Source organism: Streptomyces sp. NPDC048197 (genome assembly GCF_043202395.1).
GTDB classification, from domain to species: domain Bacteria; phylum Actinomycetota; class Actinomycetes; order Streptomycetales; family Streptomycetaceae; genus Streptomyces; species Streptomyces siderophoricus.
In genome coordinates this window covers 55955-82380 of record NZ_JBIDAJ010000023.1, presented here as the reverse complement: position 1 = coordinate 82380, position 26426 = coordinate 55955, and the positions used below count along the sequence as shown (strand labels likewise).

The window sequence follows — 26426 nt, the reverse complement described above, 5'->3', positions numbered from 1 at the left end:
CGCGGTACCAAGCAACGGAAAGAGGAAGGACGCACCGGTCATGAAGACAAAACCACGTCAGGGCTCAGAAAACTCGCGGCATGTCGCACACTCCAGGGCATCGTGCGGATGATCCGTGTCGCGACCGGCCGGACCGGGCCGCATTTCAAGAGCCGGTCGCGAAGGGCTGCATGCGTGCGATCAGCACGGCGACATCGTCCGGGTCGGCGGGGAGCCGGAGTTCGTGAAGGAGCCGGTCGCAGGTCTCTTCCAGGGTGGGGTCGGGTGCGTCGAGCAGGCGTAGGAGGGTGTTGAGGCGTTCGTCGATGGGGTGATGACGGACTTCGACGAGGCCGTCGGTGTACAGGACCAGCCGATCACCAGGGCCGACGGGGAAGATTGTGGTCACGAAGGGGACGCCGCCGACTCCGAGTGGGGTGCCGGTCGGCAGGTCGAGCAGTTCCGGGTGCTGCCCGCTGCGGACCAGGACGGGGGGCAGATGGCCGGCGGTGGCGAGGTGGCACTCCGCGCGGTGGGGATCGTAGACGGCGTAGACGCAGGTGGCTATGTACTGCTCAAGTCCTGAGGTGATCTTGTCGAGGTGTTGGAGGACCTTGGCCGGGTCGAGATCGAGGTCGGCGAAGTCGCTGGTGCCGGTGCGCAGGCGGCCCATGGTGACGGCGGCGTCGATGCCGCTGCCCATGACGTCACCCACGACCAGTGCGGTCTTGTCGCCGTCGAGCGGGAGGACGTCGTACCAGTCGCCGCCGACCTCGTAGGCGGCCTGTGCGGGCCGGTAGCGGGAGGCGACGTCCAAGCCGGGGAGATGGGACGGGTGCTCCGGGAGCAGGCTGCGCTGAAGGGTCTCGGAGGCATTGCGCACCGTCTGGTGCGAGCAGGCGTTGTCGATGCACACGGCGGCGCGGGAGGCCAGCTCACCGGCGAGGGCGAGGTCGTCCTCGCTGAACGGCTGGGGGTTGCGGGCGCGGCTCAGCCCCAGGAAGCCGAGGATCTGGCCGCGGGCGGTGAGCGGGAGCAGCATGTAGGAGTGCACGCCGGCGCGGGCCAGCAGCGTGGCGGCGCGGTCGTCGCGGGCGATGCGGGCCAGGGCGGCGTCATCGATGTGGGAGATCAGGATCGGTCGGCCGGTGCGTACGCATTCGGTGGGGAGCCGGTCGGCGTCGTAGGAAGCGATCTGGCCCGGCGGGTCGGTGGCCTGGACGGCTTCGGTGACGTAGGCGGCGTGCACCGCGAGGGCGCGGAAGAGCGCGGGGCCCTCACCCAGGGGCGGGCGATGCTCGTCGAGGACGGAGTCGAGGACGTCGACCGTGGACATGTCGGCGAGCTCGGGAACGGTGACACCGGCCAGCTCGCGGGCGGTCTGTTCCACCTCCAGGGTGGTGCCGATGCGCGCGGAGCCGTCGGCGATGAGCGCCAGACGCCGGCGGGCCTCGGCGGCCTCCGTGGCCGCCTGATAGCGGTCGGTGACATCCACCACCAGGTCAGCCACGCCGAGAACCCGTCCCTGAGGATCGTCCAGCCGGTACAGCGAGATGGACCAGGCGTGCACGTGTGGGTCAGCGGGAGTGTGGCCGACGATGGTGTACTCGTCGACCAGGGGAGCCCCGGTCTTGAGGACCTGCCGCATCCCGGCCTCCGGCCCCTCGAACTTCGCCGAGGTCATGATCTCGCGGTAGTGCCGGCCCAGATGGTCTTTCGCGGGAATCCCGTGCATGCGCTCCAGAGCGGGGTTGACGGCCACGTACCGCAGATCGGTGTCGAGGATCGCCAGTCCGATGGGGGACTGGGAGATCAGCCGGGTGGACAGGGCGAGGTCCCGTTCGACCTCCCGAAGCCTTGACCTGTCGGTGGCCAGGCCAAGGGCGTAGAAGTCGCCGAGGTCGTCCAGCAACCGCATGTTGCGGAACTCCACCAAGCGAGTGCTGCCGTCCTTGTGCTCGACGGGGAAGGCCCCCGCCCACCGCTCCCCGGTACCCATGACCTCGTCGAACACCTTGATCATCAGATCCCAGTGCTGCTCGTGAACGAGCAGCGGCGCAGCGTACTGCCCGAGCGCCTCCTCAGCGGTATAGCCGAACAACTCCTCGGCTTCCGGACTCCACAAGACGATCCGCCCATCGGCATCCAGCAGCACCGCAGCTACACCGAGAAGGTCCATCAGCCCACTCGGCAGCGAGGATCGCCCCTCCGGCTGACCGGTGCCAGCCGGATGCCCATCGGCTGTGCTCACACGGGCACTCCTTCCATACGCCGGACCACAAGGGCCTCTGCTCGCGCCGGCCCGCGGCCCTGCTCCGTACCTGTGGAGTGCGTTGGCTTCCATGGTCCACCTTGGAGCGGCCGCGCGCTCACGCACTGGAGCAGGATGGTCCCCACCCCTTTCCCAACTTGATCATTCGTCGTGAGCACTGCCTGGAGTCAGCGGCCACCTGGTGGCCTCGGCGGCCATACCGCGCACACCATGCCGGCCATGCACCACTCGGGTTTCGGCATGCTGGCGGCCCACCTGCTGGCGGGCCTGGTGTGTGCGTGGTGGCTGCATCGTGCTGAGCGTGCGGTGTTCGCCCTGCTGGCGGCGCTGGCCGCCGTCGCCGACCGCTCGCTGCACCGGCTGATGCGCCTCCTCGTCACGGGTGTCACGGTGCCCGTGCCGGCTGGCGGGTCCCGGCGTTGCCGGCGGCCCGTGGCGTGCGGACCACTGCACCTGGCGGTGGTCCGGTACGTGGTCGTCCGCCGCGGCCCCCCGCTGTCTTTCTCGTACTGATCCCCGCGTGTCGTGCGGGCTCCGTAGGCCGGGGCCCGAGCGCTGCCGTGCCCTGCGCGGCGCACGCGGCTTCCCGGAGAGCGCCTCGCGCGCCTGCCCGCTGGGCGGTCGCGCTTGTCCCCACGGCCCTCCGGATTCCTCCTGCCCTCACGTGCGGTTTCGGCGCTGACCGGCCGCGCGGTACGACGAAAGACACACCGCAATGACGCACGCCCCGAGCCTGTCCGAAGACAGCTCCGAAGACAGCTCCGAGGACAGACCGGACCGCACGCCGGAGCCCGAGCCGGACGGCGGCAGCGACCGCGTACGGCTCCCCGCAATCAGCTGTCCCCTCGCCGGGACTTCCATGCTGCTGATCCTGACGCTGGACTGGCTGGTGATCCGCCGGCTCGCTCCGCTGCGCCGCTTCTTCGGCTGAGCAACGAGACGGGGTGGGGAGCACGCGCCGACCGAGCGGCGCGTGTTCCCCGCCCCGAGCGGAGGCGAACGCAGGTTGTGCGCATAAGGCAAAGCCATGAGCGGCGCCTCTTGCAGTGGCGCGAAGGTCCTCGTTGTCTCAGACCGGCGAGGCGGTCAGGCGGTCCAGTGCGCCGGCCTTTGCCTGGGTGACGAGGTCGGCGAACTGGTCCTCGCTCATCTGCACGTGCTGCCTGAAGTCGAGACGTAGTTCTTGTCGGCCCGGGACGATGATGGGGCGCGGGAGCCAACGGGCGTGTTCGTACGACTCTCTGCGGCGGGCCTCGTGCGGTGCGTGGTCCGGCATGGAGGGAGAGTGCCGTGCACGCAGATCGGTCGTCCCTGCCGTCCTCGATACCGTCGGCTGCCGGGAGTGTTGGTGGTGCGGGCTCCCAGCCGGGGTGCGGGGCCGGTGGTGACCCTGTTGCTGACCTCGGCGATGGCTTTTTCCATGCTGCAGCTGTTTCTGGTCAGGGCGTTCGGTCCGCGGCTGGTGGCGGATCTGGATATGAGCCGCGCCATGTTGGGTTGACGACGACGGCGGGGTTCGGGGCCGCTGCCGCGTTGTCTCCGGTGGCGGGGCGGGCGCTGACCGAGCACGCCAAGCGCGAGGCGCACCCCGAAGCCGTCGAACAGGCCCACGCCGACTTCACTGCCCTCCAGGTCGGCGAAGTCCCCGGACCCCGCGCCGCTACTCCTGACCGAGCGTCATGCTGATTTCAGAGTGCTACTCGTCACTTCGCCGTAGCTTCGGGAGCACAGGGCCGGTTCGGGGAGCATCCGTCGTGCACCGGGTGGACGCCCTGGTCGGCCAGCCGGCGCTGTGCCGCATCCGAACGAAGTGGCCTGCGGCCGCGGGCCGAAGGCTGGGAGGCGGATGTGGCTGGCGGCCGGGTTCTCGCCCGCCGGGCCGCGCTTTAAACTGCGACCGCTCCGAAATCTGGCGATCTTCTGGAGGGTGCGCAGGATGAGCCGAGCTCTCATGACCGCATTGGCTGCAGCGGCGTTGGTCGTGTCCGGGGGCAGCACCACCGCCTCCGCTTCCGATGACCCGCCGCGAACCACGCACGGTCCTTGCCAGTACACCCAGACCCCGGACGAGCCGGCGGCGCGGTGGGTTCCCCTGCCGCCCGATCCGCGGCACACCCCCAGTCACGGCACGGTCGGTATGGCTGTTCGGACCAGCCAGGGCCCGCTCCCGCTGCGGTGGCCTACTTGGCGGCCCAGCACCCCAAGTTGTTCCGGTTCCCCTCCGCCGCCCTGCGCGGCGCGTCCGGCGATCCCAGCAGACCGTACGGCAGATACCCGGACCGGACACCGAGTTCCCACCCATGGACCTGGACGGCGAGGCAGGCCAGGGCGAGGGTGCCGAGGGGGAGGAGGGCCCGGGGCGCGGGATCACCGGCATCGGCCTCGACGCTCTCCCGGTACGCGACCAGCCGGGCGACGAGGGCGTCCTCGAAGGCGTGCTGGTCGTCGTCGAGGAGTACGCGGAGCAGCCGCTGGTCCGCGCTCAGCGCGCCGACCTCGTCGAGCCGCCGGGCGGCCTCCGCGCGCTCCCCGGCGTCCGGCTTGCGCAGCGGAACCGTGGGCCAGTCGCGGGGCAGATGCCCGGACGCCTCGGTGAGATAGGGGCACAGGGCGTCCATGGCGGCGAGGTCGGCGGGGTCGGAGACGGAGGTGTACCGGTTGTAGGGCACGCCGTCACGGATGGCGGGCGCGTAGTCGCCGCGCAGCAGCAGCCCGGTGACCCGCTCCCAGTCCTACACATGCCCGCTGACGACACACATCTCGAACATGTCGAACCAGGTCCGCGCGGTGGGCGCCTCGTTGACGACGTTCCGGAAGGTGATGGGCCCGTCCCCGAACTCGTCGTCGTCCGGGTCCGTGCTGATCTTCTCTCCGATGAGGGGGAACCTGAGTTCCTGGTCCCCATCCGGGAAGCACATGATGCTCAGCACTCCGTGCACACACTCCGCGGCGGTGACGGCGACCGTGCCGGCCGCAGCATCGAGCCCCGGCTCCGTCACCGCTCGCGCGGCGACATGGTCGAGCAGTTCGTCCGCCATGGCCCGGATCAGCGTCGGCGAGATGCTGCCGTACCGCAGCGAGTGCCACCGCGTGTAGGCCCGCCCGTCGATGTTGTCGAGCGCCTCGGCCAACCGCTGCTCGCCGACATGATGGCATGTCACATTCCGCACGTACCCCGTCCCTTCATGACCTCCACGACTGGACGAAGCACGTTATCAACGGGCACTGACAGCACACCTAGGGGCTGTTGCGTAAGTGGATCACGTGGTGAAGTGATCACCCGCCATGGAGCGTGGAGATCTGACCGATAGCCAGTGGGTGAAGCTTGATCCGCTGTCGCCGGTAAGTAAGAAGCCTGGTCGACCACCGAAGTGGACGCGTCGGCAGCTGATCGACGGCATACGGTGGCAGGTCAGGACCGGTGCACCGTGGAGGGATGTCCCGCAGCGGTACGGGCCGTGGGAACGGGCCTACGACTTGTTCCGGCGTTGGCAGCGTGGCGGTACGTGGAAGCAGATTTTTAAACAGCCGCAGGCCGAGGCCGATGAGAACGGCCTGATCACTTGGGACGTGAGTGTGGACTTCACGATTGTCCGGGCTCACCAGCACGCGGCCGGAGCGCGCAAAAGGGGGACCTGCGGAAGCAGCCTCCCGGTGGCGTCGACGTTGAGCCTGGCGACCACGGCCTGGGGCGCTCGCGTGGCGGGCGCCCGCCCAAGTTCGACAAGGCCGACTACAAGGAACGCCACGCGGTGGAGTGCGGGATCAATCGCCTCAAGTGCCACCGGGCCGTGGCTACTCGCTATGACAAGCTCGCGGTGCGGTTCGAGGCGACCGTGCTGGTCGCCGCCATCGACGAGTGGCTGTGACCGCCACACGCCGAGGAGCTCAGTCGGCGTCGGGGACCACCTGGGCGAACGAGGTGACGAACGCGGTGATGAGTCGGGCGAACTCGGACCGGTCGGCGTCCGACCAGTCCGCCATCACCCGCGTGAAGATCTCCTGCCGGAACCGGTGTGTGCGGTTGAGCTGTTCCCGCCCGGAGTCGGTCAGAGCAAGCAGCGTGCGCCGGGCGTCGGACGGGTCGGTCCTGCGGTCCAGCCACCCTTCCTCGACGGTACGGAGCACCAGTCGGCTCGCCCTCGGTTGATCAACACCCAGCGCGGCGGCGACGTCCGAGACGGAGCACGGCTTGTCACGGTCCTCGATGGCGTCCAGCACATTGAACAGCGTGGGGTCGATCGGCTTGCCGCCGTCGGGAGGCGCCAACCGCCCCAGCGACCGGCGGGTCTGGCTGCGGCGGATCGCCACCATGGCCCGTTCGACGTCGGCAATCGCCTCGTCCCGTTTCCTCTTCGACGTACATGCTAGATGACAATAGTTGTCAAAAGACATGCATTGGGGGATTGCCGTGACCGACCTGACTCAGCTGCCCAACGTCCGCGAGCAGCGGCCGCTCGGCTACTGGTTGAAGCACATCGACGGGGCGATCGAGGAGAGCCTGGGACGGCTGTTCGCCACGGACGGCCTGAACCGGCGGGGGTGGCAGGTGCTGAACACCATCTCGTACGACCCGATCACCTCACCCAACTCGACGAGGCCATGGCCGCCTTCCTGTCCGCCGACGAGCCAACCATGCGCCCATACATCGATCAGTTCGTCGAGCGCGGCTGGGCGCACACGACTGACGACGGCACGGTGGCGCTGACCGACGCGGGCCAGCGGGCGCACCAGCGGGTTTCCGAGCAGTCCGGAGCCCTGAGGGTTCGAATGATGGAGTGCCTCTCGCCCGAGGAGCACACAATGTTGATGGAACTGCTCCAGCGGATCGCCACCCACCTTGACGCCCTGGCGGTCGAAACGCCCCGTCAGTAGCCGTCAGCGCACCTCTCTCTGCGAGATGCTGGTTATCCACCTGGATAATCACCCGAAAATGCTGGTCGCAGTCATCCATAATCGGCTGCGACCAGCACTTTCGCAACCCTCCCTAGTTCCGTCACCGCCGGGGGCGGGTCCGACTTCGTGCAGGCGGATGGCGGCCACGGGGGTCACGGCGGCGACTGGGCCCCTACGCAGGCAGGACCGGAATGCCTGGCGAGGGCGGAACCCACGGCAACGTCGGCGGCGCAGGGGCTTCGCGGGGAGGGCGGCATCCCGGCCGACGGCGGTATCGGCGGTGCTGCGCCGACGGCGGCCTGTCATCAAAGCGAAGGCACGGGCAGCCGCACCGAGCCCGGCGGAGTCGGCACGGCAGGTGCCATCGGCTACGACGGAACCAGCGGTGGGGGCAAGGCCAGCGGCTTCGGCCAGGAGGGCGCAGGCGCTGCGGGTGGCCAAGGCGGGGCCGGAGGCGCCGGGTTCACCTCCGAGGGCTTCGCCTACGGCGCCGGCACGCCAACACGGCAGAGGTGGTACTCCAGGCACCACGGACTCTGGGCCGACCCGTCGGACAAGGCCCTAAGTCGCGGCAGACACTGTGTCCCCCGCAGGTTGTGTCGCTTTGAACGGAGGCCGTGCCTCGGCGTTGTGTCGCGTTGCGCCGAGGCATCGTGTTCCATTCCCGGGCTCCCATGGTGATGGAGGTCATGGGACGTGGTGTTGGAGTTTCCCCGCCAGGGAGGTTGGTTTGGCGGTCCCCCTCCGTGGGACTACGCGGTGGCAGGCAGGACGTGATCGCCGATCTTGTCGGTGCTCAGGCACAGGGAGCAGACCACGGCGTCGTGGGTGGCACACGCGGCCAGGTCCGGGCGCTCGTAGGGCTGGTGGCAGACGTGGCAGTCGAGGGTGGCCGCGCTCGGGTTGCCGTCCTCGTCCAGCGGTGGCTCGTCGATGCCGTCGTCGGTGCGGCGCAGGTAGTACTTGCCCTTGGTCACGACCGCCATCAGCGGGGTGAGGACGAAGGCGATGACGGCCGCGGCGACGGGGGAGTACGGCTGGAGGGTGTCTCCCAATGAGTGGAAGTACAGGGCGATGGACAGCCCGGAAGCGGCGACGAAGGCCACTACACCCACGGGGTTGACGGCGTAGAGCATGCCGCGGCGGAACTCCGGCTGGAGCGGGGACAGCTTGAGGACGTACTTGTTGATGCCGATGTCCGTGGCCACGGTGACGACCCAGGCGATGGCGCAGTTCGAGTAGAAGCCCAGGATGCTGTTGAGGAAGCTGAACATGTCGGCTTCCATCAGGGCGAGCGCGAAGCCGAGGTTGACCAGGACGAAGACCATGCGGCCGGGGTAGTGCTTGGTGATTCGGGTGAAGGAGTTGGTCCAGGCGAGGGAGCCGGAGTAGGCGTTCGTTACGTTGATCTTGATCTGGCTGATGACCACGAGGGCCACGGCCAGCGGCAGCACCAGCCAGGACGGCATCATCGCGTCGAAGGCGCCCGTGAACTGCTGAATCGGCTCGGGGGCAACGTCCCGGCCAACCTTGGCAAGGATGTACACGGCGAGGAAGACACCGATGGCCTGCTTGAGTGCGCCCAGCACCACCCACCCGGGTCCGGCCATGACGACTGCGGTCCACCAAGTGCGCTTGTTCACCTCGGTCTTGGGCGGCATGAAGCGCAGGTAGTCGATCTGCTCGCCGATCTGCGCAATGAGCGACAGACACACGCCCGCCCCGAGCAGCACGGAGGCGGTGGTGACGCCACCGTCGCCGTCGGTGCCGGTGTAGGCGAAGAAGCGGTCGACCGTGCCGGGGTCGGTGGAGATCAGGTAGACCAGCGGGCCGACCATCAGCAGCAGCCAGATCGGGGTCGTCCACACCTGGAGCTTGCTGAGCGCCTTCATGCCGTAGATCACCAGGGGAATGACCATGATCGTGGAGACCAAGTAGCCGAGCCACAAAGGCAGTCCGAGGCCCAGCTTGAGGCCCTGGGCCATGATCGAGCCTTCGAGTGCGAAGAAGATGAAGGTGAAGCTGCCGAAGATGACGCTGGTGAGGACCGAGCCGTAGTAGCCGAAGCCGGAACCGCGGGTGATCAGGTCCAGGTCGATGTTGTAGCGGGCGCCGTAGTAGGCGAGGGGGAAACCGGTGACGAAGATGACGACGGCGGCCACGGCGATCGCCACGAGCGCGTTGCTGGTGCCGTGGGCGAGGCCGATGCCGGCGCCGATGGAGAAGTCGGCCATGTAGGCGATGCCGCCGAGGGCGGTGGTCGCCACGACCATGGGGGTCCAGCGGCGGTAACTGCGGGGCGCGAAACGGAGGGTGTAGTCCTCCAGGGTCTCCTTGACTGCCTGGTCGGCGGCGGGCTTCGCTGCTTCTGGCGTCGTCTGCGGTGACTCGGTGGTAGTCATGCCACGTCTCCCGGTGGGGCTGGGTGCGGGTGCGGTGATGCAGTGGGAGCCCCGCGTGGCGTCATCGGCAGAACGGGGAAGCCGGCGGGCCGTCAGAAGCTGTCTCTGGCAGCCCTGAATGCGACGGTGATCCCACGGCCCGCCACGCTAGAAAGCGGTTGTTACCACCGATTCCCGTTGACGTGAACGCGATGTTTCCGCAGGTCCGGATCTTCAGAGAGGAATAGCGGCCAGAGCGTGTGCCGGGTGGCGGGGGCTGAGGAAGACCACGATGCCCTTGCCCTCGGGCGAGGGATGGGTGCCGCGGCGTGCCATGCGCAGGGTGCGGCGACGGGCGGTGCGGGCGGTGGTGCTGGAACTCATTGAAACGACGACCCGAAGTTGGCGAACAGCCGTGGTTGGCAGGCGCAGCCGTGCGAGCTGCAGACGTGGTGTCGGTGTGGTCGACGGCGGTGTGCGGCACTGCGTGGCCGGGCCCGCAGCAGTCTGTTCTGCAGGGCCTGGCTTGAGGGCCTGCGCGGCCCGGCACCTGCGCGCCGACGACGGTGGCACAGAGAGGTGGGCGCCCCGTGCGACGGTAGCCGTAGCCGTAGCCGTAGCCGTAGCCGTAGCCGTAGCCGTAGCCGTAGCCGTAGCCGTAGCCGTAGCCGTAGCCGCACGAGGCTGCCCGGGCGCTTCGGTTGACTTGTGCCTCAGCGGAAGGCGGCGATGTTGCGGGCGACCCAGCCGTTGAACGGGCGCGGGGCGCGGCCGAGGACTCGTTCCACGCCCGGGCTGATCCGCAGTTCGGCCGGGTTCGGGGCGGCGATGATGTCCAGGGTGTCGTCGGCGAGTTCCGCCGGTACCAACTGGGTCATCGCGGCTTTGGCCTCGTCGCGGGTGAGTTCGTGGAACCGCACCGGCGAATCGAGTGCGGCGGCGATGGCCTGTGCCTGCTGACGCGGCGTGATCACCTCGGGCCCGGTGAGCTCGTACACCCCGCCGGTGTGCCGGTCGTCCACCAGGCAGGCCGCCGCGACCTCGGCGATGTCGACGCAGTCGATGGGCACACCGCGGGACGTGAAGTCCTTGACCATCTTGTAGACGCCCTGGGTCTTGGCGTCGGACCAGTTCTCGATGTTGTAGTCGTTGTAGCAGAGCTTGGCCGCCGGGTCGGTGGCTCGGGCGGTGCGGAACGCCTCCTCGATGAAGCCGTTGCCGAGCACGTGCTGGAACGCCGAGCTGCGGTGCTGGCCGCTGCCGCCGTCGGCGAAGGCCTCGTTGACCACGTCCCAGGCGTAGATCTTGCCCTTGAAGTGGTTCATCTCCGTGGTGATGTGGTTCTTCATCACGCTGCGCAGGGTGTTGGCGTCGCTGATGGAGCCGACCCAGCCGGGGAGCTGGGAGTGCCAGACCAGGGTGTGGCCGCGCATCCGCTGCCCATGCGCCGAGGCGTGGTTGATGATCTGGTCGGCGGGGCCGAAGTTGAAGTTGCCGCGAGACGGCTCGGTGGCGTCCCACTTCATCTCGTTCTCCGGGGTGATCATGTTGAACTCCCGGTCGAGAATGCCGGCGTAGGTGGAGTCGCCGAGCCTGCCGGCGGCCACAGCCGTGCCGAAGTACCTGCCCGAGGGAGCCGCCTGCGTACCCAGGGTCGCGGCTCCGGCGGAGCTGGGGAGGAGCGTCATGACACCGGCCACCACCGCCGCGGCCGACAGTCCTATCGTCAATGTCCGGCGACGCCGGCCGAGCCGGTGTAGGCCTTTCATGATTCTCCTCGGGGGGCGCGGGTCACCCTGGGTGCCGTGATCGTGCGTGCATCGGCCTGTGCGGCCTGACCTGCCGTGGGGTGGGGGCGATGCAGGACGTGGGGCCGTCCCTGTGTGCCGGTCGCCCGGGGTTCGTGGGTGTGTCGCGTCATTGGGCGGGCTTTCTTCAGGGGATAGGTCAACGGGGGAAATCGGGAAACCTGCCACGCCGGCACGTCATGGTGAGCGGCGGGAAGGGCACCCCCCGAAGTGGAGGCTTTTGAACACGCGGTCTCGTAACAGAAAAGTCGTGCCGTCCGGACGATTGCTCAGTGATGCATCTCGCAGGCAAAAAGCGTTATGCCAAGCCCCGCGGTCTGGTCGTCCCTGTGGAAAGGGCACGCCGCACTGATCAACGGTGAAGGTTTTCGGAGTGGTATCGGTGGCGGTTGCGGCGATCAGCCTTCAGGCCGGTCACGGCGAGGCAGCCGTCGATGAATGCGGATCGAAGCTGGATTCGGCGCAGCACTCGTCCCACTGCCGGGTTGAGAACGGCGTGGTGCAGGATCGTGGTGCGGGATCGTGCTGCAGGATCACCGGCTGTCACTGCACGACTCGGCCCAGAATGCTCACGGAGCGGTTCTCAAGCCCAGGCCCTGCGCACGATGAAGGAAGCCTGGCCGGCGAAGGCCCGAGTGCCGTCGGAGCCATCGAGCCAGATGCCACCGTCGCGGTGGCGGAGGACCGATCCGGGATAGTTGTGCGCGTGCAGGGTCACCGACCCGGTGACCGACCCGGGGCGCGGACAGAAGGTGGCGTCTTCACGGAACAGTTCGCTGCCGTCGTTGGTGCTCAGCCGAAGCCGCAGGTAACGATGGCGCAGATAGCGGCCGTCGGCGCGCGGAAGGTGACGCACCGTGAGTCGGCCAGCCCCCCGACGACCGTGAAGGTGACCCGCTGCCGTGTCTGCGTGCTGCTGGACGCGGAGACTCGGCCGAGCGTCGCGAAGTCGCCGGCATACGTGAGGTACAGGGCGGTGTGGTCCACGGACTCCAGCGACTGTGCCCCCAGCGGAACAGCGCCTGCGACGGCGGACGGACTCACCGGGGACGGTCCGGCCGACGCGGTGGTGCGCGACGGGATCGGCGTGGGAGTGCCGACCGTGGGAGCGGCGATGACACCGGGCTCCCGATGCGCCGGTTCGGGCCAGGCCGCGTAGGTGGCGGTCCCGGCGATGAGCACCGCGCCGGTGGCGAGGCTCACCAACGGATGAGCGGTCACCGCGTGGAGTTTGCCGATCAGCGCGCTGTGCACACTGCCTCCCCCCGTCGCCGTGCCGACGGCGACATGCGCCGTGGCCAGCCCGGCGGCGCTCGCGGCCGTACCCGAGAGCAGGCCCTTGGCGGCCAGCGCGGCGATGAGTCCGGCCGGGACGGCCAGCGGCGCGAGGCTGAGGAGCAGTAGTTCGGCCGGAACCCGTTCTGTCGTCGTCGCCAAGCAGACCGGGCAGTCACGGGTGTGCCGCGCGATCCGCTTGCGCCACACCGATGCACGCAGACCGTCCCAGCCGACGATGGTCTCGTCCAACTGAGGACAGCGCGGGTCGGCCTCCAGCGCGGCGACGATCGTCCGGCTCAGTTCAAGCTGCTCGCGCATGCGTTGCAGGCGCACTCCGACGTGGGCGACCGTGAGCCCCATCGCGGCGGCGATGTCGTCACGGCTCAGCAAGCCGGCGCATTCCTGCCACCACAGCGACAGCAGCACCCGATGGTCCGGGTCAAGCCACCGGCCGGCTTCGACAACCCGACGGCGCTCGTCCGACATATGCAGGCGCAGGATCGTCGCGTCCACGGGTTCGGCGCCGGCGTCCGGTATCTGGCGTGCCTCGTCGAGGACTGTGGTCCGGCCGGCGAAGGTGCGTTGCCGGTGCCAGTGGGTATTGATCTGGCGGAGCGTGATCGACACCAGCCAGGACCGGAAGCTCTCCGGGGCACGCAGGGAAGGCAGGTCGCGCACCACGCGCAGCAGGGTTTCCTGGACGATGTCGTCGACGTCGGCATGTCCGCTCAGCGCTCGCCCGACGATGTTGTAGAGCAACGGCAGGTACGCGGCGATCAGCTTCTCGCGCGCCCGATCGTCACCGGCCTGCGCCGCGACAACCAGCCCTGCGTGGTCCGCATCCATGAGTCCCATTCCCACTTTTCTTCAGGGAGCGATCCGCCGAGTACGGCGCCACACCTTAGCGTCGGCAAAGGTATACGGCCAAAGCCTGTGCCTTGGGTCAACGGACCGCCCGAAGTCGTCTTCTGCATGGACGAGTTCGGCCCAACCTCCAGCCCCACCCCGGCCGCCGGTGGGCGGAGCGCGGCGGCCGACACAAGGATCCTGCCCGGGACCCGCGGCCGAGACGATGCGCGACCTACACCCGCCCCCACGGCGTCCGGCACCTGTTCGCCGCCTACGACCTCGCCAGGGACAAGCTCTACGGCCAGGTCAAGACCACCAAGTACCGCCCGAATTCCTGGAGTTCTGCCGCTACCTGCGCAGCCTCCACCCCGCAACCGTGCGCACCGCGGCATCGAGTGGCGCCACCGGCAGGCTCCACCAAAAGCGGGGTAACAACGTTACCCATGGGCTACAGTGTTTCCGTGAACACGCCTTACCAGGAAGCTCAACGCACTGGCCAAACGGCCGTGCGCACCACGATCCTTGACCACGCCATAGACCTGCTGGTCACGGAGGGGCCGGCCGCGCTGACGATGCGGCGGATCGCCACCGGGATCGGCGCCTCGACCAAGGTCCTGTACACCATGTTCGGCGGCAAAGAAGGACTGGTCGATGCGCTCTACCGGGAGGGGTTCGCCCGCCTGCGGCGGGTGCAGCAGCAAGCTTCGCGGACAGCGGACCCGTTGACTCGACTCAACGATCTCGCGGCCGCCTACCGTGCACACGCACTGGCCGAACCGGCCTACTACCGGGTGATGTTCGAGCAGGCGGTGCCCGGCTTCCAGCCGAGTGCCGAGGCCTTGAGCGCGGCCGAGAGCGCCTTCGATGCCTCCGTGGCCGCCGTTCAGGCATGCATCGACTCCGGTGTGTTCGGGCCGGGAGACGCGTATGAGATCTCAAAGATTCTGTGGGCGGCGGCACACGGGGCGGTGAGCCTGGAGATCGCGGGCCACTTCCCGCCGGAGGCCGCAGCCCGCCGCTTCGACACACTGATGACAGCGGTGGGACGGGCATTCCTCGCCGCCGAGCAGGGACAAGGACGGACGTCATGACGATCAACCGCTATCTGTCGGGAAGTTTCGCACCGGTCACCGAGGAGGTCACCGCGTTCGACCTGCCGGTCACCGGCCGGATCCCGGCCCACCTCAACGGCCGCTATCTGCGAAACGGCCCCAATCCGCTTGGCATCGAGGACCCCGTCGCCCACATCTGGACGCTCGGCCCCGGCATGGTGCACGGCGTCCGTATCCGCGACGGCCGTGCCGAGTGGTACCGCAACCGCTGGGTGCGCTCATCCTCCGTCGCCGACCGGCTGGGCGAACCACGCCGGGGGACTCCCGTCGACGAGCGGCTGGACATGGCGCCGAACGTACAGGTCGCGGGGCTCGCGGGCCGCACGTTCGCCCTGTTGGAGGGCGGGATTCGCCCGTACGAACTCAGCTACGACCTCGACACGGTGGGCCCCTGCGATCTGGGGGCGACTCCCGAGGGCTACAGCTCCAACGCCCATTCCGTCTTCGACCCGCACACCCGGGAGCTGCACTCGCTCGCCTTCCTGTACGGCTCGCAGTATGTCCAGCACATCGTCATGAACGAATCCGGCACGGTGGAGCGGACCACACTGATCCATATGCCCGGGAATCCCTACATGCACGACTTCGCGCTGACCGAACACCATGTGGTCCTCTTCGACGCTCCCGTGGTGTTCAGCGCCGCTCAGCTGCCGACCGGAGTCCCCTTCGTCTGGGACGAATCCCACCAGGCACGGGTGGGCGTGATGCCACGCACGGGCGGCGAGGTGCGCTGGTTCGAGGTCGCCCCCAGCCTGGTGGGGCACACGCTCAACGCCTACGACGACGGCACGGACGTGGTCATCGATATCGTCCGGCACCCAGAGGGCTTTAACATCAGGGACTTCGGCACCAGCCGTCCCACCCTGGACCGCTGGCGGGTCGACCTGGTCGCCGGAAAGGTCCGGGAAGACCGGCTGGACGACCGTATCCAGGAGTTTCCGCGGGTCGACTCCCGTTGTGTCGCCCGCTCCCACCGATACGGGTACTCGGCCGCGGTCGAGCTCTACGCGCCGCCGACCGGCCCCGGGGACCCGCGGCCGAACGAGGGGTTCAGCAGTGCACTGCTCAAGCACGACCTGGTACGCGGCACGACCGAGGCGCATGAGTTCGGCCGGTTCGGGGCCGTGGGCGAGGGCGTGTTCGTCCCCACGGAGTCGCCCCTCGCCGAGGACGACGGATACGTGATGGCGTACGCGCATGACGCCGAGCGCGGCGCGGCGGATCTGGTGATCCTCTCGGCCCAGGACTTCACGGGCGAACCGGTCGCCCGCATCCACCTTCCCGTACGGATCCCTCTCGGTCTCCACGGCAACTGGGTCCCGGGAGACCCGTGGAACGCCTGCTCCTAGTGCCGCATCAGGCAACGTTCGCCCTGGTGACGACTTCGCGTAGCCGTTCGTCGGCGGCATGTTTTTCCGCCGGATGATGTAGCGGCGGATCATGCTGCACTGCTCCTTGTGACTGGCGTGGTCGGTGCCGTCGAGGGCGAAGTAGCGCAGGGCGGTGAACTGAGCCTCGATCCGGTTCAGCCAGGAGGAGTTGGTCGGGGTGTGGGCGATCTCGACATTGTTCGTCCCGGCCCACTGCGCGACGCGTTGGCATCGCCGGGTGGTCAGGTGCGGAGAGTAGTTGTCCACCACGATCGCGATGCGCACGGTTGCGGGTAGAGGCTGTGCAGGTAGCGGCAGAACTCCAGGAACTTCGAGCGGTTCTTGGTGTTCTTGACGTGGCCGTAGAGCTTGTCCCTGGCGAGGTCGTAGGCGGCGAACAGGTGCCGGACGCCGTGGGGGCGGGTGTGGGTCGCGCGTCGCCTCGGCCGCGGGTCGCCCGCGGCGGCGGTGGTTGCGGCGCGGGCGACGTGCGAGGCGGCGCGGGCCTCGCTGACGTCAGCGGGTGGCGCCGGCAGCGGTGATGGGGGCGCGTGCGGTCCCATCAGTCATGACCCGCGGGCCAAGTCATGACCCCCCGTGCCTGGATTTTCGGCTGTGTGTGATCCGGGACGCTTTGCGGACGAGGTCGTGGATACGCCGCTTGTGGGAGGCGAGTTGGGCTGCGTCGGCTTTGAGGTACTGCTCGTCGTAGGCGATCTGCACGGTGACGAGCTTTCCGACGGTGTTCTTCGCGAGTTTGCAGGCGATGTCGGCGCGGGCCGTCGCGATCTCCGCGCGCGTCGGGGGCGTGCCGGGGCTGCGGTGGGTGACCCACTTGGGGTCGCCGATGGCTGCGAGGGGGTCCGGGTAGTCGAAGCCCTTGTCTTTCATGCAAGCCGACCAGCTTGCATACGCCGCCGCCAGCCGGGGATCACTGCGGGGAATGCGGGGGCCGCCGGCGGGGAGGGAGGCGTCGTCGAACCACAGCCCGGCGTTGTTCAGCGTGTCAATGGCCTTCCCGGAGCAGCCCCCGGCCGGGAGGGGCTTGCCGCCCAGGCGGGTCGCGGGCTTGTGGGTGACTGGATCGACCCCGGTCAATGCCGTCTGCTCTGCGGAGGAGATGGACGCTCGCTGCGGGATGTCGCCTGACTGCACACGTTCGTAACCCTCTGCTCCAGCCTTGGCCGTGTCGAAGTAGCCGTAGAGAAAGCTTCGGGTCTTGCGGGCCGTGGCTGCCTCAACCACGCCCAAGAGCACGCTCGGTTTGGGGGTGAAACCCAACTTGCGCATGCACTGGCCCCGGACGACGTCCTGAGCCTTGACGATGAGCTTCACTTCGGCCGGCGTGATGATGTAAGCGTCCGTCGGCAGGGCGATCTGGCCGGCCTTCGTGATGGTTTGCACAGGCCCTGTCGCCGGGGGCGCCACGGGGGTGGTGCTCCCGTGGGAAGTGGTGCTGCAGCCTGCACACAGGACCAGCAGCGCCCCGGTTGCGGCGGCCCGGCTTCGAGGAAGAACTGGCATGAAGGGTCCTGTCGACAATGGGGGGTGCGGGGGCGTGGGCGGGCGCTTGAACGGTTTACGCCCGCCCACATCCGGACTATCTGATGGTGATGTTGGTCAGCATGATCTTCGGCGAGTACTTCCAGGTGACCCACTGGGCCGGGTAGGCGGTGGCGTAGCGGCCGTCCTGCGTGGCATAGCTGTACTGACCTGCGTTGGCGCCGGTCGTGACCTGCCACACGTCGTAGATGTTGACGGCGACGGAACCGCTGTTGGCGAAGCAGACCTTGCCGTCGTTCCACGCGGCGAAGAAGTCGTCGCGGTTCTGACAGGCCGAGCCGTTGACGCGGTTGATGGCGGCCGCCGGGCCGGCAGTTGCCACGGAGCCGACGAGCAGAGCGCTGGCCGCCAGGGCCAAGGCAGCAATGTGCTTGCGAGTTGCCATGAAAAAGAGTTCCTTCGGTCGGGCCACCAAGTGGCCAAGGTGCTCGAAAGCGCACGACCAGGCCCCGCGGAGGCATCCCCGTTCAACGAACAGCCGTCCGCACGAACCTGATCATGGCATGATCATGATATGCACGACAAATGAGTCAGTGACGACCAACCAACAGCCCCGAACCAGTCCCGCCCTCGAGCACCCCCAACCACCCGCACCTGGAGCCGAGAAGCGGGCCGCAACCAGAGGGCGAAGCGCCGCCGGCAACCACGCGATGAAGCTGCGCGGTGCTCTGTGGCAGGCCAGCGACCTACCTGCTCGGGGTTGAGGGGTGCGCCATGGCCGACGTGGAGCTCGGTGGGGCTCAGGGCCAGCATCTCGCGCAGGCTGGCGAGGTTGCCGAGCCAGTCGTCGTGGAAGGGCGGGTTGGGGGGCGTCGCTTGCCGAAGCCGGGGAACGGGGTGGCCACGAGGTCTCCGGCGACCAGATCGCCGTGGTCGGTGCGGGCAGAGACGGACAGCAGCAGGTAGGCGTTGACGGAATGCTTGCCGAGCACGGGGCGGTGTGGCACTTCGGCTCCGCCGCGGAACTCAGCCTGTTCACCGGCGCACCGATCCCGGCCACCTCGCCGATCTCAGCATCTACCGAGCGGGGGGGCAGTGACCCGTACCTGCCGATCGGGTTGTTCGGACGCCTCTTCGGGGCGGGTGATCAGGGGCACAGCCCGTCGTCGGGCCGCGGGGACGGTCAGGCTGCCGGCGCGAATGCGGTGATGGCGTCGACGAGGTCGGCCGGGGCTTCCAGCGGGATCAGGTGACCGGTGTGGGGGACCACCACGAAGTCGGCTTGGGAGAGGTAGGGCACCAGGTTGTCGCGGAGCACGCCGACGGGCTCCACCTGGTCGTGTTCTCCGGCGACGACGAGAGCGGGCACGCTGACCATGCGCGTGTGCTCGGTGATTCCTGCGCGATGCCGCGCAGCGGCCACTCGGTGCGGGCGGCGTCGGTGACGGTCCGCGAATCGGTCACGATCTGCGCCTTGACCGGAGCGGGCAGCTCGGTCGCGGTGAGGACGTGATCCCGTGTCCCGGCCACGGACTCGGCGGAGTCGTAGGCGTGCGACAGGGCTTCCTGGTACTCGGGAGTGACCTGCGCGGCGGGCTTCGCCGGACCGGAGCCGACGAGAACGATGCCGCGCAAGCCGGCAGGCCGGGTGGCCGCGACCAGCTGTGCGACCTTACCCCCCATCGAATGCCCCACCAGGACGTAGTCGGTGACCCCCGCATCCGCGAGCACCGCGAGCGTGTCGTCGGCGAGCTGACCGAGCGTATAGGGACCGGGCAGAGCGCTCGACCGGCTCCACCCGCGAAAGTCGACCGTGAGCACGTCACGGCCCACCAGGCGGTCGACGACGAGGTCCCAGGTGCGGGCAGAATACTCAGTTTGAGGCCTTGGTCGACTGGGCGCATCCTGGGCAGCTCGCAGCTGGCTGGTCTCAAAGGAGCCCGGAAGGTTGGGAGTTACCACGGCTAACACAATGAAGTGGATCGGCTTTGATGGCCGTGCCCGGGGCGGGAGTTGAGCGTTCGGTCTGGTGTGGGGGCATCGCTGTGGATCGTGTCGGATGAGCTGTGGGACCGTCTGGAGCCGCTGCTGCCGCGGCGCGAGCGGCGATTCCGTACCCGGCCCGCAAGGCGTTACCGGACCGGAAGGTGCTGTGCGGGATCCTGTACGTCCTGCACACCGAGATCCAGTGGGAGTACCTGCCCCCAGGAGCTGGGTTTCGGCTCGGGCATGAGTTGGCGACGCTTGCGGGACTGGAACGAGGCCGACGTGTGGCAGCGGCTCCATGAGGTCCTGCTGGCTGAACAGAATGCAGCCTCACGCCTGACTGGTCCCGCCGCGTGGTCGACTCCTCCCACGTCAGGGCCCTAAAAGGGGGAGCCACACGGGCCCCTCGCCGGTCGACTGGGGCTGGGCCGGCTCACAACACCACTTGATCACCGACGGACACGGCAACCCCGCTCGCGGTGCTGCTGACCGGCGGCAACCGCAACGACGTCCCTCAACTGCTGCCGCTGCTCGACGCGATCCCACCGGTCCGCGGCCGGGTCGGGCGGCCCCGCCGCAAGCCGGACTCACTGTTCGCCGACCGCGGCTACGACCACGACATCTACCGCGACCAGGTCCGCGCCCGCGGCATCGTGCCCGCGATCGCCCGCTGGTCAGTCCCCGGGCGGGGGGCGCGGTCACGGCGCACCACTGGCCCGCACCCCCATCGCTCCGGTGGGACGCGCCGTCAACTGGCCTGGCTGCTAGCCCCTTTGGCCATCCGCCTCAGGTGCCTCGCTCCTGCGGTTCGCGCGCCGCCGCCACGATCCGCTCCAGGGCCGCGGCGTGCCGCTGGAACGCCCACCGGCCGTGTGCGGTGAGCCGGAGGTGGGTGTGCCGCCCCGTACGGTTCCGGGTCTTGCGCACCTCGACGTAGCCGGCCTCCGCCAGCGAGGCGACCTGCTTGGACAGGGCCGAGTCGCTGGTTTCCACCTTGTCCCGTACGAAGCCGAACTCCACCCAGTCGGCCGGAGCGAGCAGTGCGACGACCGAGAGCCGGGCCGGTACGTGCAGGAACTCGTCGAAGTCCGGGTCCATCAGACGTGGCCGTCCCGGCGCGTGATGGCCTTGATGATCGGGCGGGTGACATACCCCGCCACGAGGGTCGCAACGGCCGCGACGGCGCCGGCGATCACGCCGGGCTCCGGGAGCTTGAGCAGCCGGGCGCCGATCACCGCCGCCACGAGGATCACGGTGACAATGCCCCCCACCCATAGGGAGAACGCCCACTGCGCACCGGATGGCTTCCGGCGGACCGGGGCCCGCCGCTGATGCACGAACAGCATGACTGCCATCAGCCCGCCCGCCGCCAGGAGGGTGAGGGTGCGCCAGGGGTTCGGTAGATCGACGGCCGCGCTGAAGCCGAACACGGCCAGCGCGGTGAGGAGCATGTAGGGGAGCGAGGAACTGTGGCGCACATACGCGTCACGGGTCTGCTCCTGGTGCTGGTGTATCGCCTCGAGCGCGGTCCGCGCGTCGTACGAGGTCATGGGTCCCCCTGGTGGTGCTGGTCGTCCGAGGTACTTGCCCATAGGGAAAATACCACCTTGTTTCCTTGCGGGAAAGAGGATGGGGGTCGCGCATCCGGCCACTGACGGAACTCAGGCAGTCCGCGGACCGGGGCGCAGCCGCTCGAAGGAGGTCGGGAGTTGCTCCGGGCCGCGCGAAGGATGGCGTTCTCCCGGTACGGCGGCGGATCGGCGCTCAGGCGCGACGAATCCAGTCAGCGGGAGTCCTGCCTGACGGGCTCCGTCCAGGCGACGGTCAGCCTCTCCGGCCACGGCCCCATCGCCGAGATCGCCTGGGGGGTGGGGACTTTGTGGCAGGGACGAGGCATCGCCACCGAGGCAGCCCGAGGACTCGTCGGCTGGCTCAGGCGGCAGCCGGTGCACATCGTCATCGCCCACATCCGCCCAGAACATCGGGCCTCCGCCGCCGTCGCCACCGCCGGGCTCACCCCCACCGACGAACCCACCGACGAATGGCACGACGGCGAGATCCGATGGCACCGGAGCATCAGACGACAACGTCGCCGATCCACAGATCTTGACTGTTACTCCTCCGGAGCTTCTCGGCGATTACTGCTTCACCGGCGCCAAGTGTTGCCATCCGGCGCCAGCGAGACCTCGGTGGGGTCGTCGACATGGCGCTGCGGGGAGCCGTGGGGCTGTCGATGGCCCGTTGCCTCGCGGCGTGCCGAGGGCAGTAGGGGACCGGCTCTCGATAAGGGCAAGTCGGTGCAGTACGGCGATGTTCACGGCTCAGGCCCGTCCACTGTGCCAGCGGACGGCGACGGCACCGGCGAAGTCGCCCGCGTGGGCGAACCCTCCGAGAACCACCAGGTCGCCGTCCTCGACCTGTCGGAAGCTGATCGCGCGGTCCAGGGTGATCGGGATCGCCGCGCCGAAGAGGTTCCCGTACTCGTCGAAGGTGTGCAGGTGGCGTTCGGCCGGCAGTTGCAGCGCTTCCCGCCAGTTCCGTAGAAAGGTGCGGTTGGGCTGGTTGGTGATGAGGGCGTCGATGTCGGTGGTTGCCACGCCGAGCCGCCGGCACAGCTCCTCGACCACCTCAGGGACGAGGCGGTTCCCGCGCGCCAGGACCTCGGCGACGCCGGCGTCGGTGAACCCGATCCGCAGCTGGGACTCTCCCGGTTCCCAGTACTTGCGGCCGTCGTCGAGGGCTACGGTCATGTCCCCGGCGTACTCGGCGATGTGCCGGGTCGCCACGTCGAGGACCGGTGCGTCGGAGGACGTCGTCACGTACCCCACACCGCATCCGTCGCCCGGGATCGCGGCCTGGGCGAGCAGGCGCACCTGGGACTGGGTGAACCACTGACCCGCGGCGCTTTGGGCATTGCAGATCAGGGCGCTTCTCGCGTCGGTGGTGGCGAGGATCTGCCGGGCCAGTTTCAGCATGTACACGAAGGAGGCGCAGCCCGCGTTGGCCACGTCGACGAGCCACTCCGGGTTCAGGCCCAGTCGGCGCGCCACTTCGGTGCCTGCGCCCACGAACGGCAGGTCCGGCAACTGGCTGTGCACCAACAGCACGTCGACGCCCCGGATCTCGTCCCTGCCGTGTCGTTCGATCAGAGGCTGTACGGCGCGTTCGACCATGTCCGCGTTCGTCTCGTCGGCAGCCACGTGGTGACGTAATGGCGGGACCCTGAACATCGGGTGGTCGCGCAGTTTGTCCTCGGCCCCGGGATGCTCGGTGTAGAACTCCGCGGGAACCGGCTCGCCGGGGAGGTAGCTCGCGACGTCGGTGAGGCTGACCGTCGTCACCGCGCCACCGCCCTCGACGGCGCCGCGCTGACCGGCAGGCCGTTGCGGTGGCGGTGTTCCAGGATCGCCTTGAGGTTGTGCATCTCCACGGTGTGCCCCGCGTAGAAGAGGTCCCAGTAGTCGCCCACCCAGGGCCGGTCCGGACGGGGCGCCCTCTCGGGATGGGGGTTGGCGTCGTAGTAGGGGTGCCGGCAATTGGTCCATGTGATCACCGAACCCGGCCTGTCCAGCACCAGCTGCGCCGGGACGACGCGCATCAGGTAGATCATCCACAGCTTCTCGCCCTGGTCCCAGGAGCAGTGGTAGTCCACGGTCATGGCGTCGGGGTTGGCGACCACCTCGCAGTAGATCCTGGTGTCGTCCTCCAGCCGGTCGTGGCCGACCCACAGCCCCGGTGTGCCGGAGGGCGCGAAGTCCCGCAGGCTGCAGGTCCATTCCTCCAGGTGGTGCCCCTGGCGCAGGTAGTCGTAGGCCGCCTCCGGGGGGCAGTCGACGTACTCGTGGAGAGTGCAGTACTGCCCGTAGACCTGATGGTGGGGGTAGACGGCGTGGGTGAGCTCCATGCAGTGGGCGGTCAGTTCCTCCTTGCCGGCGTTCTCGATCCGGAGCAGGCCGGGGATGTCAGCCAACCTGGACGACTCCTCGTTCATCCGAAGTCTCCTTTTTCGTTGTGTCGTTGGGGTGCGTGGTGACGCCGGCGCTGTCGGTATGGGCCCGGAAGGGGAGGAACGGCGGGATCTCCCGTGGGTCGCAGTCCACCGCGACGAACGCGGGGCCGCTGCCCGCATTGCCGCGCAGCAGTGCCGCGCGCAGCTGCGCCACGTCGCCGGCCCCCGTGGCGTCGAGGGAGGGGAAGGCGGCGGCCACTCCGGCGGCGAGGTCGGTCCGGGCGAACGAGTCGTCGGTGCGGACACCGCCCTGGAAGAACTCCTCGCGCAGCGCGCACATGGCGTGGGCGTTGTTGTTGAAGATCACGAAGGTCACTGGTGCCGCGTACTCCACGGCGGTGTGCACTTCCATCCCGTGCATGAAGAAGGCCCCGTCCCCGGCTAGGACGTAGGTGCGTCGGCCGGTGGCGAGCGCGGCACCGATGCCGGCACCGAAGGTGTAGCCCATGCCGCCCATGCCGACGGCCACCACGAAGCGGCCGCGGCGCGGTGCCGGCAGCAGGTGGACGACGCTGGCCCCCGCGTTGCCGGCGTCCACGAAGACGTGTGCGTCCTGGGGGAGAGCCGCCTCCACCGCGCGCACCGCCTGAATGTGGGGGAGGGTCCGCCCGAGGGCACGGGGAGGCGGGCTCGGCGCGGGGGTGGGACGAGGGCCGGCGTGCCGGGGACAGGGACGGGGGAGGGCCGGCAGGCGGGCGGTCACCGCGAGCAGCGCCTCCCGCAGGTGCCCGCCCAGCGCGGTGCCTGCCACGAAGGGCGGTTCCGGACCGATGCAGAGGACATCGGTCGCGGCCAGGGCCCGGTCGAGGCTGCCGCGTGCCAGCAGCGGCAGCCGGGTACCGACCAGCAGGCACACGTCGGCCCGTCGCAGGCAGTCTTCGACGTTGTCGTGGCCCATCACCCCGGCCACGCCTGCGAAGCGGGGATCGCAGTTGTCGAAGACGTCCTTGGCATCCGGGGTGACCGCCACCCAGGCCCCGAGGCGACCCGCCAGTTCGGCCAGCTCGGTGCGCGCGTCGGCGGCGGCGACGTCCTCACCGGCGATGACGAGGACGTGGCCGGCCGCACGAAGGGTCTCCGACACGGTGGTGAGGGTGGCTTCGTCGAGCCGCGCCGCCGATGCCGTCGGCGCAGGCACGCGCGGGGTCGGGGCCGCGCCGCGGCCGGGCACCCGGATCCGTGCCTGCTGCACGTCCTTGGGCAGCAAGAGTACGGCCGGCCCGCGTGGATTCGCCCGAGCCGCCGCCACTGCCTGGGGCAGCAACTCCATGAGCGAGTCCGCGTCATCCACCCGGGCGCAGAACCGGGAGAGGGGGGCGAAAACCTCCCGGGCGTCGAAGGAGCCCGCCTTGCCGCTGGAGTCCTGGAACGCCCCGTGGCCTTCCTGGCCGGTCGGCGGCTGACCCACCAGGGCCAGCACCGGCACCCGCGAGGCATGGGCCTCCGCCAGGCCCGGTACGAGGTTCATCGCCCCACCGCCCGAGGTGGCGGCAACGACGCCGAGGCGCCCGGTGGTGCGTGCGTACCCGTCGGCCATGGTGACGGCGGAGAACTCGTGCTTGGCGACGATGCCGCGGACGGCGCCGCTGCGGTGCACGGCGTCGTACAGGTCCTCGATGTTCGCGCCGCCGACGCCGAATACGTGGGAGACGCCGGCCCCGGCGAGTTCCGCGACCAGATGGTCGACCAGGCGTGCCGTTTCCGCGTCGCGCAGGTGGGAGGTCGTGCCGGTCATAAGGGGTTCCTGTCCCTCTCGTGGTGCCGGTCGACGAGGCCGGCCGGCGAGATGACCTGAAAGCGGTGTCGGTATTCCTTGGGGGTGAGCCCCAGGGTTCGTGCGAAGGAGCGGAAGAAGGTCTCGGGGGTGGCGAATCCGCAGCGGCCGGCTATCTGAGTGATCGCCAGCTCGGTGGTCTCCAGCAGCTCGCGCGCCCGGGCGATGCGGGTCCGCTCGACGTAGTGGCCGGGTGTCGTGCCCACCTCGCGCCGGAAGACGCGGGCGAAGTTGCGCTCACTCATGTTGGCGTGCCGGGCGATCTCGGCCACGGGCAGCGGGTTGTGCAGGTTGCCCAGAATCCACTCCTGCGCTGCCCTGATCGGCGGGTGATCGGCCAACTGGGCGTCGAGGACGGCGCTGTACTGGGACTGCCCTCCGTGCCGCTTGAGGAACAGCACCAGAAACCGTGCCGTCTCCAGGGCGAGGGCCGCCCCGTGATCGGCCTCCACCAGAGCCAGCGCCATGTCGATGCCCGTCGACACGCCCGCGGAGGTCACGAAGGGGCCGTCCCAGACGAAGATCGGCTCGGCGTCCACCGTCACCTCCGGATAGCGGCACGCCATCGCTTCGCTGTACGCCCAGTGGGTGGTGGCGCGCCTGCCGTCGAGGAGCCCCGCCTCCGCCAGCAGAAAGGATCCGCCGCATACGGAGGCGACCCTGCGCGAACGTCCTGCCGCCCCACGGATCCAGGAGACCAGCACCCGGTTCCGCAGTGCGTTCTGGAGACTCCAGCCGCCCGGCACGAGGAGCGTGTCGATCGGTCCCTGCCCCGCCTCCAGGGGCGCGGCTTCCACCACCACTCCTGAACTCGTGCGCACCAGTGGTGCGTCGGCGGAGACGAAGTCAACGCGGTAGCGGGCGCCCGACGGGTCGAGGAGCCGGTTGGCGGTATCGAACACTTCAATCGGTCCGGTGATGTCCAGGGCCATCGCCCCCGCGTACACCACCACAACAACACGTCGCTCCAACACAGTCGCAGTCTGTATTGGCCATCGCACTGGCTGCAATGACAGATTACTGACGTATCCGGCCAGAAGGCGGCCGTCGGATCGGGGATAGGGGGACTGGCCAGGCAGTTCGTGTGCCTGGGCGGACAACGCTGGGTGGGGCGGCTCACAGGGCGTTGGCGCAGTGGTACGGGGCGGCGACTCATTGCCGTGCCACCGGAATTTCCGGCTCGAAGTGGTGTGCCGCACGGGCGAGTTC

20 protein-coding genes and 8 pseudogenes are annotated in these 26426 nt (G+C 69.0%); 9 read left to right on the top strand and 19 right to left on the bottom strand.

Annotated elements, in window-relative coordinates; all coding sequences use genetic code 11:
- Window positions 1-145: 145 nt before the first annotated feature.
- Entirely contained in the window at window positions 146-2230 is a 2085-nt protein-coding gene (locus ACGF4C_RS26900; protein ID WP_393569367.1) for a SpoIIE family protein phosphatase, read from the bottom strand.
- 240 nt (window positions 2231-2470) lie between these two features.
- Between ACGF4C_RS26900 and ACGF4C_RS26895 the strand changes: the two genes are divergently transcribed.
- Window positions 2471-2764, top strand: a complete 294-nt coding sequence (locus tag ACGF4C_RS26895; protein ID WP_393569366.1) for a hypothetical protein — start codon at window positions 2471-2473, stop codon at window positions 2762-2764.
- 202 nt (window positions 2765-2966) lie between these two features.
- On the top strand, window positions 2967-3182 hold the full coding sequence (locus ACGF4C_RS26890; RefSeq protein WP_393569365.1) for a hypothetical protein: 216 nt from the start codon (window positions 2967-2969) through the stop codon (window positions 3180-3182).
- Window positions 3183-3320: 138 nt separating this feature from the next.
- Here the strand turns inward: ACGF4C_RS26890 and ACGF4C_RS26885 are convergent, their stop codons facing one another.
- Both ACGF4C_RS26885 and ACGF4C_RS26880 read right to left on the bottom strand, forming a co-directional pair.
- Window positions 3321-3527, bottom strand: a complete 207-nt coding sequence (locus ACGF4C_RS26885; RefSeq protein ID WP_393569364.1) for a hypothetical protein — start codon at window positions 3525-3527, stop codon at window positions 3321-3323.
- Window positions 3528-4431: 904 nt separating this feature from the next.
- Window positions 4432-5421 (bottom strand): annotated as a pseudogene (locus ACGF4C_RS26880) (immunity 49 family protein).
- Between the two features lie 115 nt (window positions 5422-5536).
- On the opposite strand from ACGF4C_RS26880, the pseudogene ACGF4C_RS26875 reads away from it, so the two are divergent.
- Window positions 5537-6120: pseudogene (locus tag ACGF4C_RS26875) on the top strand (IS5 family transposase).
- A gap of 19 nt (window positions 6121-6139) precedes the next feature.
- On the opposite strand, the gene ACGF4C_RS26870 reads toward ACGF4C_RS26875, so the two are convergent.
- Complete coding sequence (locus tag ACGF4C_RS26870; protein ID WP_393569363.1) at window positions 6140-6565, bottom strand: MarR family winged helix-turn-helix transcriptional regulator; 426 nt, start codon at window positions 6563-6565, stop codon at window positions 6140-6142.
- A gap of 228 nt (window positions 6566-6793) precedes the next feature.
- Between ACGF4C_RS26870 and ACGF4C_RS26865 the strand changes: the two genes are divergently transcribed.
- Window positions 6794-7126, top strand: a complete 333-nt coding sequence (locus ACGF4C_RS26865; protein WP_393569362.1) for a hypothetical protein — start codon at window positions 6794-6796, stop codon at window positions 7124-7126.
- Window positions 7127-7899: 773 nt separating this feature from the next.
- Here the strand turns inward: ACGF4C_RS26865 and ACGF4C_RS26860 are convergent.
- The 5 genes and pseudogenes from ACGF4C_RS26860 to ACGF4C_RS26840 form a co-directional block, all read right to left on the bottom strand.
- The gene (locus ACGF4C_RS26860; protein ID WP_393569361.1) at window positions 7900-9549 is read right to left on the bottom strand and encodes a purine-cytosine permease family protein; all 1650 of its coding nucleotides are present in this window, start codon (window positions 9547-9549) and stop codon (window positions 7900-7902) included.
- A 213-nt stretch (window positions 9550-9762) separates the two neighbouring features.
- Entirely contained in the window at window positions 9763-9912 is a 150-nt protein-coding gene (locus tag ACGF4C_RS26855) for a hypothetical protein (protein WP_393569360.1), read from the bottom strand.
- A 668-nt stretch (window positions 9913-10580) separates the two neighbouring features.
- Window positions 10581-11297 (bottom strand): annotated as a pseudogene (locus tag ACGF4C_RS26850) (endo-1,4-beta-xylanase); the annotation flags it as partial.
- Window positions 11298-11919: 622 nt separating this feature from the next.
- Window positions 11920-12192, bottom strand: coding sequence for an AbfB domain-containing protein (locus ACGF4C_RS26845; RefSeq protein ID WP_393569359.1), 273 nt, complete (start codon window positions 12190-12192; stop codon window positions 11920-11922).
- Entirely contained in the window at window positions 12129-13469 is a 1341-nt protein-coding gene (locus ACGF4C_RS26840) for a sigma-70 family RNA polymerase sigma factor (protein WP_393569358.1), read from the bottom strand. The genes ACGF4C_RS26845 and ACGF4C_RS26840 overlap by 64 nt, the downstream gene beginning before the upstream one ends.
- 93 nt (window positions 13470-13562) lie before the next feature.
- Here ACGF4C_RS26840 and ACGF4C_RS26835 point away from each other — a divergent pair.
- The 3 genes and pseudogenes from ACGF4C_RS26835 to ACGF4C_RS26825 all read left to right on the top strand — a co-directional run.
- Window positions 13563-13851, top strand: a pseudogene (locus ACGF4C_RS26835) (IS630 family transposase); the annotation flags it as partial.
- A gap of 73 nt (window positions 13852-13924) precedes the next feature.
- Entirely contained in the window at window positions 13925-14554 is a 630-nt protein-coding gene (locus ACGF4C_RS26830) for a TetR/AcrR family transcriptional regulator (protein WP_351531608.1), read from the top strand.
- The gene (locus ACGF4C_RS26825; RefSeq protein ID WP_393569357.1) at window positions 14551-15924 is read left to right on the top strand and encodes a carotenoid oxygenase family protein; all 1374 of its coding nucleotides are present in this window, start codon (window positions 14551-14553) and stop codon (window positions 15922-15924) included. Before ACGF4C_RS26830 ends, ACGF4C_RS26825 begins: the two co-directional genes overlap by 4 nt.
- A 7-nt stretch (window positions 15925-15931) precedes the next feature.
- Here ACGF4C_RS26825 and ACGF4C_RS26820 read toward each other — a convergent pair.
- From ACGF4C_RS26820 to ACGF4C_RS26805, 4 genes and pseudogenes are all read right to left on the bottom strand, one after another.
- Window positions 15932-16397, bottom strand: a pseudogene (locus tag ACGF4C_RS26820) (transposase); the annotation flags it as partial.
- A gap of 133 nt (window positions 16398-16530) precedes the next feature.
- A complete protein-coding gene (locus tag ACGF4C_RS26815; RefSeq protein WP_393569356.1) occupies window positions 16531-17349 on the bottom strand; it encodes a hypothetical protein in 819 nt (272 codons plus the stop codon).
- A 196-nt stretch (window positions 17350-17545) separates the two neighbouring features.
- Window positions 17546-17893, bottom strand: coding sequence for a beta/gamma crystallin domain-containing protein (locus ACGF4C_RS26810; RefSeq protein ID WP_030410973.1), 348 nt, complete (start codon window positions 17891-17893; stop codon window positions 17546-17548).
- Window positions 17894-18631: 738 nt separating this feature from the next.
- Window positions 18632-19368: pseudogene (locus ACGF4C_RS26805) on the bottom strand (alpha/beta fold hydrolase).
- A gap of 93 nt (window positions 19369-19461) precedes the next feature.
- On the opposite strand from ACGF4C_RS26805, the pseudogene ACGF4C_RS26800 reads away from it, so the two are divergent.
- Window positions 19462-20105: pseudogene (locus tag ACGF4C_RS26800) on the top strand (IS5 family transposase); the annotation flags it as partial.
- A 115-nt stretch (window positions 20106-20220) separates the two neighbouring features.
- Here ACGF4C_RS26800 and ACGF4C_RS26795 read toward each other — a convergent pair.
- Both ACGF4C_RS26795 and ACGF4C_RS26790 read right to left on the bottom strand, forming a co-directional pair.
- Entirely contained in the window at window positions 20221-20532 is a 312-nt protein-coding gene (locus ACGF4C_RS26795; protein ID WP_393569355.1) for a transcriptional regulator, read from the bottom strand.
- Window positions 20532-20984 (bottom strand): hypothetical protein, encoded by a 453-nt coding sequence (locus ACGF4C_RS26790; RefSeq protein WP_393569354.1) that lies wholly within the window; start codon window positions 20982-20984, stop codon window positions 20532-20534. Before ACGF4C_RS26790 ends, ACGF4C_RS26795 begins: the two co-directional genes overlap by 1 nt.
- 240 nt (window positions 20985-21224) lie before the next feature.
- Between ACGF4C_RS26790 and ACGF4C_RS26785 the strand changes: the two are divergent.
- Window positions 21225-21518 (top strand): annotated as a pseudogene (locus ACGF4C_RS26785) (GNAT family N-acetyltransferase); the annotation flags it as partial.
- Window positions 21519-21755: 237 nt separating this feature from the next.
- On the opposite strand, the gene ACGF4C_RS26780 reads toward ACGF4C_RS26785, so the two are convergent.
- The 4 genes from ACGF4C_RS26780 to ACGF4C_RS26765 are packed head-to-tail and all read right to left on the bottom strand — an operon-like array spanning window position 21756 to window position 26191.
- Complete coding sequence (locus tag ACGF4C_RS26780; RefSeq protein ID WP_393569353.1) at window positions 21756-22775, bottom strand: 3-oxoacyl-ACP synthase III family protein; 1020 nt, start codon at window positions 22773-22775, stop codon at window positions 21756-21758.
- Window positions 22772-23425: an SRPBCC family protein gene (locus tag ACGF4C_RS26775; protein ID WP_393569352.1), complete on the bottom strand. Its 654-nt coding sequence runs from the start codon at window positions 23423-23425 to the stop codon at window positions 22772-22774. The genes ACGF4C_RS26780 and ACGF4C_RS26775 overlap by 4 nt, the downstream gene beginning before the upstream one ends.
- On the bottom strand, window positions 23397-25178 hold the full coding sequence (locus ACGF4C_RS26770) for a thiamine pyrophosphate-binding protein (protein WP_393569351.1): 1782 nt from the start codon (window positions 25176-25178) through the stop codon (window positions 23397-23399). The genes ACGF4C_RS26775 and ACGF4C_RS26770 overlap by 29 nt, the downstream gene beginning before the upstream one ends.
- Entirely contained in the window at window positions 25175-26191 is a 1017-nt protein-coding gene (locus tag ACGF4C_RS26765) for a GlxA family transcriptional regulator (protein WP_393569350.1), read from the bottom strand. The genes ACGF4C_RS26770 and ACGF4C_RS26765 overlap by 4 nt, the downstream gene beginning before the upstream one ends.
- Between the last annotated feature and the right edge of the window lie 235 nt (window positions 26192-26426).

Excerpts from the sequence above, each read along its gene's own strand:
- ACGF4C_RS26895 (WP_393569366.1), top strand. The coding sequence starts at position 2,471 with ATGCACCACTCGGGTTTCGGCATGCTGGCGGCCCACCTGCTGGCGGGC.
- ACGF4C_RS26890 (WP_393569365.1), top strand. The coding sequence starts at position 2,967 with ATGACGCACGCCCCGAGCCTGTCCGAAGACAGCTCCGAAGACAGCTCC.
- ACGF4C_RS26885 (WP_393569364.1), bottom strand. The coding sequence starts at position 3,527 with ATGCCGGACCACGCACCGCACGAGGCCCGCCGCAGAGAGTCGTACGAA.
- ACGF4C_RS26870 (WP_393569363.1), bottom strand. The coding sequence starts at position 6,565 with ATGGTGGCGATCCGCCGCAGCCAGACCCGCCGGTCGCTGGGGCGGTTG.
- ACGF4C_RS26860 (WP_393569361.1), bottom strand. The coding sequence starts at position 9,549 with ATGACTACCACCGAGTCACCGCAGACGACGCCAGAAGCAGCGAAGCCC.
- ACGF4C_RS26855 (WP_393569360.1), bottom strand. The coding sequence starts at position 9,912 with ATGAGTTCCAGCACCACCGCCCGCACCGCCCGTCGCCGCACCCTGCGC.
- ACGF4C_RS26840 (WP_393569358.1), bottom strand. The coding sequence starts at position 13,469 with ATGGGACTCATGGATGCGGACCACGCAGGGCTGGTTGTCGCGGCGCAG.
- ACGF4C_RS26825 (WP_393569357.1), top strand. The coding sequence starts at position 14,551 with ATGACGATCAACCGCTATCTGTCGGGAAGTTTCGCACCGGTCACCGAG.
- ACGF4C_RS26810 (WP_030410973.1), bottom strand. The coding sequence starts at position 17,893 with ATGGCAACTCGCAAGCACATTGCTGCCTTGGCCCTGGCGGCCAGCGCT.
- ACGF4C_RS26795 (WP_393569355.1), bottom strand. The coding sequence starts at position 20,532 with ATGGACCCGGACTTCGACGAGTTCCTGCACGTACCGGCCCGGCTCTCG.
- ACGF4C_RS26790 (WP_393569354.1), bottom strand. The coding sequence starts at position 20,984 with ATGACCTCGTACGACGCGCGGACCGCGCTCGAGGCGATACACCAGCAC.
- ACGF4C_RS26775 (WP_393569352.1), bottom strand. The coding sequence starts at position 23,425 with ATGAACGAGGAGTCGTCCAGGTTGGCTGACATCCCCGGCCTGCTCCGG.
- ACGF4C_RS26770 (WP_393569351.1), bottom strand. The coding sequence starts at position 25,178 with ATGACCGGCACGACCTCCCACCTGCGCGACGCGGAAACGGCACGCCTG.